Origin of the sequence: Pseudokineococcus sp. 5B2Z-1 (assembly GCF_037482305.1) — a bacterium.
GTDB lineage: Bacteria > Actinomycetota > Actinomycetes > Actinomycetales > Quadrisphaeraceae > Pseudokineococcus.
Genome location: NZ_JBBHZG010000008.1, coordinates 106,072 through 114,778 on the forward strand (window position 1 = coordinate 106,072; position 8,707 = coordinate 114,778).

An 8,707-nucleotide genomic window follows, 5' to 3' on the forward strand; every position below is an offset into this window, starting at 1 on the left:
GGCCGGGGTCATCCCCGGCCGCCCCCCGCTCGCTACAGTGCTCGTGCTCACCTGAGCGCCAACACCTCGCAGATGAGGAGTCGTCACCGTGGACGAGGGGACCTCGAGCACCGCCGCCCGCCACGGGTCGAGCGGGCGGCCGCCCCGGGCCGGGACGAGCACGAGCAGCGCGCCGCGGCCCGGCGGCCACCCGCCGGGGCCCACGGGTCTCGTGCTCCTCGGCGAGGTCGCCCGCCGCTTCCACGTCGTCGGCGACAGCAAGGTCGCCATCGCGGCCGACCTCGGCATCAGCCGCTTCAAGGTGGCGCGGCTGCTCGAGGAGGCGGCCGAGCGCGGGGTCGTGCGGGTCAGCGTCGTCGTCCCCGGCGGCACGGACCCCGAGCGCTCGGTGGCGCTGGCCGCGGCGCTGGGGCTCGAGCGGGCCGTCGTCGTCGAGGTGCCGACCGGGGACGACGTCGTCGTCCGCGAGCACCTCGGCCAGGCCGTCGCCGGGCTGCTCGAGGAGCTGCTCGTCGACGGCGAGGTCCTCGGCCTCACGTGGAGCCGCACGCTGGCCCACGCCGCGCAGGCGCTCGAGCGGCTGCCGCCGTGCACCGTGGTGCAGCTCGCCGGCGCGCTGCACGACGCGGGCTCCGGCACCGTCGAGCTCGTGCGCCGCGTCGCCGCCGTCTCCCGAGGACGCGCGCTGCCCGTGTACGCCCCGCTCGTCACGGCCGACGCGGAGACGGCGACGGCGCTGCGCCGCGACCCGGGCATCCGGGCCGCCCTGCGGCGCGTCGACGACCTGACGACGGCGGTCGTCGCCGTCGGCGGCTGGGGCGAGGGCCTGTCGACCATCTGGCCGGCCGTCGCGCCGCACGAGCGCGAGGCCGGGCGCCGCGACGGCGCGGTCGCCGAGATCAGCGGCCGCCTCCTCGACGCCGACGGCCACCGCGTGCCCAGCGCCTTCGACGACCGGGTGATGGCGCTCGAGCTGTCCCAGCTCGAGGGCGTCGGCGAGGTCGTCGCCGTCGCCTACGGGGCGGAGCGGACGGCGGCGGTCCTGGCGGCCGTCCGCACGGGCTGGCTGACGACGCTCGTGGCGGACGCCGAGCTGGCCGACGCGCTGCTGCAGCTGCCGCCTGAGGAGCTGCCCGGGGGCGACCACGGCGCGGGCGCGGACGAGCTCCCCGACGGCCAGGGCTCCGGAGACGGCGAGGGGCTCGGCGAGGGCCGGGGCGAGGCGCCGGCTGACCCCTCCGGCGGCGGCGCCGCGTCCTCGCCGGGCGGCTAGGAGGTCGCCGCGGCGGCCGCGCGCTCGCGGGCGCGCCGCCGGAGCTCGACCGGGGGGCCGGTCATCTCGGCGAACATCGCGCTCTCGCCCGGCGTGATGCGGCGGGGGCGGCCGGCGTCCATGTCGAAGAGCACGACGGTCGACTCGGCGCGGGCGTAGACGACCCAGCCCTCGGCATCGCCCGACAGCTCGTCGGGGGCGTCCTCGGCGCGGCCGCGGACCTCGTAGCCCAGGTCGAAGCTGGCGCCCGAGGTGCGGCTGACCCACAGGCGCACCGTGACGGGCTCGTACTGGTACTTCAGCGGCACGAGGTACTCGACCTCGTTGCGGGCGATGATCGTGCCGGTGCGCACGGGCGACTCCGACGTCGCCTCCCCGTGGGGGGTGCGGAAGGCGAGGATGCGGGCGTCCTCCAGCAGGCGCACGTACTGCACGTTGTTCACGTGGCCGTAGGCGTCCATGTCGGACCAGCGCAGCGGGACGAGGACCTCACGAGCGGGCATGGCGGCATCGTCGCAGGCCCGCGCCCTCCCCTCGCACGGCGCAGCGGCCCGCGGCGGCGCCGGTACGGTCGCGCCCGTGGTCGACTCACCTGACGACGCCCCGCTCCAGGACGCCCGAGCCCAGGACGCCCGAGGGGACGGCAGCCGCACCGGGGCTCTGCCCGCGTGGCCCGACGCCCCGCCCGCCCGGGACGGCGGCGCGGGCAGCGCCGGTGACCGCCTGCTGCGGCGGCTCCTCGACGTGCTGGCGCTGGAGGAGCGCGGCGTCGACGAGCGGGGCCAGGACCTCTTCGCCGGGATGAGCCTCCCGCAGCCGCACGGCCGCGTGTTCGGCGGGCAGGTCGTGGCGCAGGCCGTGGTCGCCGCGACCCGCACCGTGGGCGACGGCCGCGCCGGCGAGGTCGCCCCCGGCAACCCGCCCCCGCCGGGCGAGGGCGCCACCCGGCCCGTCCACTCGATGCACGGCTACTTCCTGCGCGCCGGGGACTCCTCGCTGCCCATCACCTTCGCCGTCGAGCGGCTGCGCGACGGGCGCTCCTTCAGCGCCCGCAGGGTGCACGCCCTGCAGCACGACCGGCCGATCCTGTCGATGATCGCCTCCTTCCAGGCGCCGGCGGACGGCGTCGACCACCAGGTCGCGGCGCCCGACGTGCCGGGGCCCGAGGAGCTGCGGCCCACCGTCGAGCTGCTCGGCACGCCGGACGCGCCCCCGCCCTGGCGCGTGCCCGGCTCGCTCGACGACGCCGCCCGCGCGTGGGCCCAGCGCTGGGCCAGCTCGCGCCCGCTCGACCTGCGCCACGTGCCCGAGGGCGTGCTGCCGCCCGGCAGCGGCCAGGCGGTGTGGCTGCGGACGACGGCGCCGCTGCCCGACGACGACGCCCTCCACCGGGCGGTGCTGGCCTTCGCGAGCGACGACTCGCTCCTCGAGCCCGTGCTCACCACGCACGGCCTGACGTGGGCCTCGCGCGGGCTGCGGGTCGCGAGCCTGGACCACGCCCTGTGGTGGCACCGCCCGGCGCGCCTGGACGAGTGGCTGCTCTACCGCCAGGCCTCCCCCACCGCCGTCGGCGCCCGAGGGCTCGCCACCGGCCAGGTCTTCTCCCGCGACGGCGTCCTCGTCGCCTCCGTCGCCCAGGAGGGGCTCGTGCGCCCGCCCCGGCCGGGCGCGGGCGCCGGGCTGGTCGGGTAGCGCCCTCCAGCACGGACGACGACGGCCCCTCCCGCGTGCGGGAGGGGCCGTCGTCGTCGCTGCGCCGGGAGCGCGTCAGTCGCGCGTGAGGCGCCGGTAGGTCACGCGGTGCGGGCGCGTGGCGTCGGGCCCGAGGCGCTCGACCTTGTTCTGCTCGTAGGACTCGAAGTTGCCCTCGAACCAGTACCAGCTCGACGGGTTCTCCGGGGTGCCCTCGTAGGCGAGGATGTGGGTGCAGACCCGGTCGAGGAACCACCGGTCGTGGGAGATGACCACGGCGCAGCCAGGGAAGTCGAGCAGCGCGTTCTCGAGGCTGCCGAGCGTCTCGACGTCGAGGTCGTTCGTCGGCTCGTCGAGGAGCAGCAGGTTGCCGCCCTCCTTGAGCGTCATCGCCAGGTTGAGGCGGTTGCGCTCACCGCCGGAGAGCACGTCGGCCGGCTTCTGCTGGTCGGGGCCCTTGAAGCCGAACGCCGAGACGTAGGCGCGCGAGGGCATCTCGACGTTGCCCACGTGGATGTAGTCGAGGCCGTCGGAGACGGTCTCCCACAGCGTCTTCCCGTGGTCGAGGCCCTGGCGGCCCTGGTCGACGTAGGAGATCTTCACCGTGTCGCCGACCTTGACGGTGCCGGCGTCCGGCTCCTCGAGGCCGACGATCGTCTTGAAGAGCGTCGTCTTGCCGACGCCGTTCGGGCCGATGACGCCGACGATGCCGTTGCGGGGCAGCGTGAACGACAGGTCGTCGATGAGGACGCGGTCGCCGAAGCCCTTGCGCAGCCCGGAGACCTCGATCACCTGGGAGCCCAGGCGCGGGCCCGGCGGGATCTGGATCTCCTCGAAGTCGAGCTTCCGCGTGCGCTCGGCCTCGGCCGCCATCTCCTCGTACCGGGCGAGGCGGGCCTTCGACTTGGTCTGGCGGCCCTTGGCGTTGCTGCGCACCCACTCGAGCTCGTCGGCGAGGCGCTTCGCCATCTTGGCGTCCTTCTTGCCCTGCACCTGCAGGCGGGCCTGCTTCTTCTCCAGGTAGGTGGAGTAGTTGCCCTCGTAGGGGTACAGGCGCCCGCGGTCGACCTCGGCGATCCAGCCGGCCACGTTGTCGAGGAAGTACCGGTCGTGCGTGACGGCGAGGACGGCGCCGGGGTAGACGGCGAGGTGCTGCTCGAGCCACGTCACGCTCTCGGCGTCGAGGTGGTTGGTGGGCTCGTCGAGCAGGAGGAGGTCGGGCTTGCTCAGCAGCAGCTTGCACAGCGCCACGCGGCGCTTCTCGCCGCCGGAGAGCACCGTGACGTCGGCCTCCCCCGGCGGGCAGCGCAGGGCGTCCATCGCCTGCTCGAGCTGGGAGTCGAGGTCCCAGGCGTCGGCAGCGTCGATCTCCTCCTGCAGGGCGCCCATCTCGCTCATGAGGGCGTCGAAGTCCGCGTCGGGCTCGGCCATCTCGACGCCGATGGCGTCGAAGCGCTCCTTCTTGCGGACGATGTCGCCGAGGCCGTCCTTGACGTTGCCGAGGACGTCCTTGTCGGGGTCGAGCTGGGGCTCCTGCTCGAGGATGCCGACGCTGTAGCCGGGCGAGAGCCGCGCCTCGCCGTTGGACGGCTGGTCGAGCCCCGCCATGATCTTGAGGATGGTCGACTTCCCGGCGCCGTTGGGGCCGACCACCCCGATCTTGGCGCCGGGGTAGAAGGACATGCTGACGTCGTCGAGGATGACCTTGTCGCCGTGCGCCTTGCGCGCCTTGGTCATGGTGTAGATGAACTCGGCCATGCCTCCAGGCTAGTGGCCGCGGCGCCGCCTCCCAGACGGTGCAGCGGACCGCGCGGGGGACGCTCCCGCCGGCCGTGACGGGGCGGGGCGGGCGCCGCCCGCGGGGCCGTCCGGCGACAGCGCGTCGCGCACGGCCGCGTGGTCGGCGAGCACGCCCGCGACGGGGGCGAGGACGGCGTCGGCCGCCACCCCGCGCACGGCCCCGTCGAGCCGCTCCTGCGCCGCGCGCCGCGCCCGACGGGCTCCCCGGGCGGCGAGGCGCGCGGACGCCGCCGCGAGCAGCAGCCCGAGGAGCAGCCCGCCGACGAGGAGCACCGTGGGCACCGGCAGGAGGCGGGTCCCGTCCGTGCGCTCGGGCCCCACCGCCGGCACGGGCAGCGGCGGCAGCTGCAGCCACGTCGCGACGCCGAGGGCGATCAGCCACACGAGGCCGACGAGCGCGGCGACGGCGAGCACCGCCTGGGCCGCCCCGACGGCCGCCCACCAGCGCGGCGTCGTCCGCGGCAGCTCGACGCCGACGACGGCGCGGTCGAGGGCGTCGACGACATCCGGGCCCGGGGGGGCCGCCGCCGCGCGGACCGAGGCCGCCCACCGCGGCGGCAGACCCGCGGACGCCTCCGCGCCGACCCGGCGGCCGGCGAGGTCGACGGCGGCGCGCTGGGACGGCGTGGGGGCGGGCACGGAGGAGACGACGAGCTCCTCGGCCCGTCCGTCCTCGCCCCGTCCGTCCCCACCCAGCCCCTCCTCGTCGCGCCCGCGACGGGGCTCCAGGCCCAGCCGGCGCAGCGGCTCGCGGCGCAGGCGGGCGGTCCACCGCAGCGGCACCCACCCGGTGGACCGCTCGGCGCGGCGGCGGTGGTCGGCCTCGACGGCGTCGACGACGGCCGGCACGCCCGCGGCCGCCCCCAGCGCGCGGACGAGCTCGTCGGCGCCGGCGACGTCCTCGGGCGCCGGCGCCGGCACGGGGTCGGCCGCCGTCCCGCGGGCGAGGTCGGCGCGCACGGCCTCGAGGTCGGCCTCGGTGCGCCGCAGCGCGACGGCGCGGGCGGCGACGGCGTCGGCCAGCCGCGCCCGCAGGTCCGGCAGCCCGGCGCCCGTCCGCGCGGAGACGGGCAGGACGTCGGCGCCGGAGAGCCCGTCCTCGGCGAGCAGGCGCCGCAGGTCGGCCTCGGTGGCGCGGGCGTCGTCGGGGCTCAGGCGGTCGACCTGGTTGAGCGCGAGCAGGACGACGTCCTCGTGGCCCGCCAGGCGCCGCAGGTAGCGGGCGTGGAGGGCGTCGTCGGCGTACTTCTGCGGGTCGACGACCCAGACGAGGAGGTCGACGAGCCCGACGAGGCGGTCGACCTCGAGCCGGTGCGCGAGCGTCGTCGAGTCGTGGTCGGGCAGGTCGAGGAGCACGAGGCCGTGGAGGTCCTCCTCGTCACGCGCATCGAGAGCGCTCTCCCGGGTCGTCCGGTGGCGCTGCGGCACCTCGAGCCAGTCGAGGAGCTCCTCGGCCGGCTCGGGACCCCAGACACACGCGGTCGGGCGCGACGTCGTCGGGCGTCGGGCGCCCACCTGGGCCAGCGGGAGGCCGGCGACGGCGTTGAAGAGGCTCGACTTGCCGCTGCCCGTGGCCCCCGCGAGCGCGACGACGGTGCGCCCGCTGCCCAGGCGCAGCCGCTCCTGCGCGCGCGCCAGCACCGGCCGGGCCCGCTCGACGGCGTCCGGCTCGAGGCGGTCCCCGCCCGCGGCGACGGCGTCGCGCAGGTGCTGCACGCGCGCGACGAGGGCGGCGCCGTCGACGGGCGCGACCTCCGCGCCGCGGTCGCGGCGACGCCCGGCCAGGGGCGTGCGGGGGCTCACGCAGCCTCCCCGCGGGCGGCGGCGACGTCGGCGAGGACGCGCTCCAGTCGACCCGCCGCACCGGCGTCGACCCCGGTGGAGTCGAGCACCTCGAGCAGGCGGAGGCGGGGGCCGTCGACGAGCTCGTCGACGCGGCGCAGGAGGTCGGCCCGCGCCCGGGCGGCGAGCGCGCGGACGGCGGCGTCGCCGAAGACGGCCTCCAGCACCCGCTGGCCCACGGCCGCCGCGCCGACGCCGACGCCGACCTCCGCGCCGGTGGGGATGAAGGCGGTGCTGGCGAAGACGACGACCATGAGCGCGACCCCGNGAAGACGGCCTCCAGCACCCGCTGGCCCACGGCCGCCGCGCCGACGCCGACGCCGACCTCCGCGCCGGTGGGGATGAAGGCGGTGCTGGCGAAGACGACGACCATGAGCGCGACCCCGAGCGCGTTGACGCCGAAGGACAGCACGCGGGCGCGGGTGCGCCGGCCCTCCCCCTCGGCGCGGACGAGGTCGAGGACGCCGCGCTGCCAGTCGCGCACGAGGCGGGCCACGCGCTCGTCGAAGTCCGGCGGGAGGTCGAGGACGGGCCCGGCGACGGCGACCGCCTGCGCCCCGGCCGGCCGGGCGAGCCACCGGTCGCGCGCGCGGTCGAGCGCCCCGGCGACGCGGGCGCGCACGAGGGCGGCGACGCCGGAGCGCACGGCCTGGCCGACGGGCTCGGCGCTCGGCGCGGGGCGCCCGCGGACGAGCGCGCCGAGGCGGTCGCGCAGGCGGCCGACGGCGGCGTCGAAGGAGCGGAAGAACTCGCCGGTCCCGACGAACTCCTGCCAGCGCGCGAGCACCTCGCCGCGCAGGAGCGTGCCGTCGGTGAGCTCGGTCTCGAGTTCCTCGCGGCCCTGCGCGAAGGAGGTGACGACGTCGTCGCGCAGCGCCGCCACGGCCGCGGCCTGCGCGGCCGCCGCCCCGGCGACGGGCGCGAGGCCGCTCGGCAGCGCCTCGAGCGCGCCGGTGAGGGTGCGGCGGACGACGAGGGCCCGCTGCCGGGCGTCGCCCGCCAGGCCCGCGAGCCAGCGCCGCAGCGGCTCGACGGCCTCGGCGGGCAGCAGGCCGTCGACGTCGGCGCCGGGCGCCGTCTCGAGCACGGAGAAGAGGGGCGCCGCGCCGAGCCCGCCGTCGCGGAGCATGCCGGCGAGGTCGGCGCGCACCTCGCGCAGCACGGCGTCGTCGCCGGGGCCGGCGGGGACGCGGTCGAGGACGACGGCGACGGACGCCCCCCGGCGGGCGGCGCCGGACAGGAGGTCCCACGGCACGGCGTCGGCGTAGCGGGCCGCGGTGGTGACGAAGACCCACAGGTCGGCGGCGCCGAGCAGCTGGGCCGCGAGCGCGCGGTTGGCGTCGACCACGGAGTCGACGTCGGGGGCGTCGAGCAGCGCGAGCCCCGCCGGCACGCCGGGGGACGCGACGAGCTGCAGCGACGTCGCGGCGGGCGCGTCGGCGCGCGCGGGCCCGGTCGGCTCCTCGGCGCCCGTCGTGCGCGCGAGCGCCGGCAGCACCCGGTCGCCGGTGAACCACGCGGCGTCGTCGGGGTGGTGGGCGAGGACGGGCGCGCGGGTCGTCGGGCGCAGCGCGCCCGCCCGGGTCACCCGCTCGCGCAGGAGGGAGTTGACGAGCGTGGACTTGCCCGCGCCCGTGGACCCGCCGACGACGGCGAGCAGGGGCGCGTCGACCTGGCGCAGCCGCGGCAGGAGGTAGTCGTCGAGCTGGTCGCGGGCCGCCGCGGCGCCGGCGCGGCCGCGCTGGGCGTCGGGCAGGTCGAGCGGCAGCCGCAGGCCGGCGAGCTCCTCGCGCAGGCGCTCGAGGGCCTCCAGGAGGCTCCCGCCGTCACCCGCGCCGCTCACGGGCCCCAGCCTGCCAGGCGCGCCCGGCGCCGACGCCCCGCGTTCGTGCACAGCGACCTGCGCAAGGCCCGGTCACCGGGCGTCATCGCAGGTCAGGAGGCCGGGCGCAGTGCGCGACCCCGGTTCTGCAGGTCGCCCGGCAGCGCGAGCTCCAGCAGGCCCGCAGAGATCGGGTCTGCGACCTTCAGATGAGACGTCCGTCGCCCAGGGACCCAGCACCCCAGCGGGACAGCGCCCCCGGCAGGGATCGAACCTGC

Annotated in this window: 5 protein-coding genes and 1 pseudogene; 2 read left to right on the forward strand and 4 right to left on the reverse strand. The window is 77.7% G+C overall.

Annotated elements, in window-relative coordinates; genetic code table 11:
* The first annotated feature begins 88 nt into the window (after positions 1-88).
* Positions 89-1,273, forward strand: coding sequence for a sugar-binding transcriptional regulator (locus tag WDV85_RS16170; RefSeq protein ID WP_339571603.1), 1,185 nt, complete (start codon positions 89-91; stop codon positions 1,271-1,273).
* Here WDV85_RS16170 and WDV85_RS16175 read toward each other — a convergent pair.
* Positions 1,270-1,776, reverse strand: a complete 507-nt coding sequence (locus tag WDV85_RS16175) for an acyl-CoA thioesterase (protein ID WP_339571604.1) — start codon at positions 1,774-1,776, stop codon at positions 1,270-1,272. The genes WDV85_RS16170 and WDV85_RS16175 overlap by 4 nt on opposite strands.
* A gap of 223 nt (positions 1,777-1,999) precedes the next feature.
* Between WDV85_RS16175 and WDV85_RS16180 the strand changes: the two genes are divergently transcribed.
* Complete coding sequence (locus WDV85_RS16180) at positions 2,000-2,965, forward strand: acyl-CoA thioesterase (RefSeq protein ID WP_445263369.1); 966 nt, start codon at positions 2,000-2,002, stop codon at positions 2,963-2,965.
* A gap of 75 nt (positions 2,966-3,040) precedes the next feature.
* Here WDV85_RS16180 and ettA read toward each other — a convergent pair whose 3' ends face one another.
* The 3 genes and pseudogenes from ettA to WDV85_RS17200 all read right to left on the reverse strand — a co-directional run bounded on the left by ettA (position 3,041) and on the right by WDV85_RS17200 (position 8,450).
* Positions 3,041-4,723 carry an energy-dependent translational throttle protein EttA gene (gene ettA / locus WDV85_RS16185; RefSeq protein ID WP_339571606.1) on the reverse strand — a complete coding sequence of 561 codons (1,683 nt, stop codon included), beginning with the start codon at positions 4,721-4,723 and terminating at the stop codon, positions 3,041-3,043.
* A gap of 9 nt (positions 4,724-4,732) precedes the next feature.
* The gene (locus WDV85_RS16190) at positions 4,733-6,481 is read right to left on the reverse strand and encodes a GTPase (RefSeq protein WP_445263370.1); all 1,749 of its coding nucleotides are present in this window, start codon (positions 6,479-6,481) and stop codon (positions 4,733-4,735) included.
* A gap of 83 nt (positions 6,482-6,564) precedes the next feature.
* Positions 6,565-8,450, reverse strand: a pseudogene (locus WDV85_RS17200) (ABC transporter).
* Between the last annotated feature and the right edge of the window lie 257 nt (positions 8,451-8,707).

Excerpts from the sequence above, each read along its gene's own strand:
- WDV85_RS16175 (WP_339571604.1), bottom strand. The coding sequence starts at position 1,776 with ATGCCCGCTCGTGAGGTCCTCGTCCCGCTGCGCTGGTCCGACATGGAC.
- ettA (WP_339571606.1), bottom strand. The coding sequence starts at position 4,723 with ATGGCCGAGTTCATCTACACCATGACCAAGGCGCGCAAGGCGCACGGC.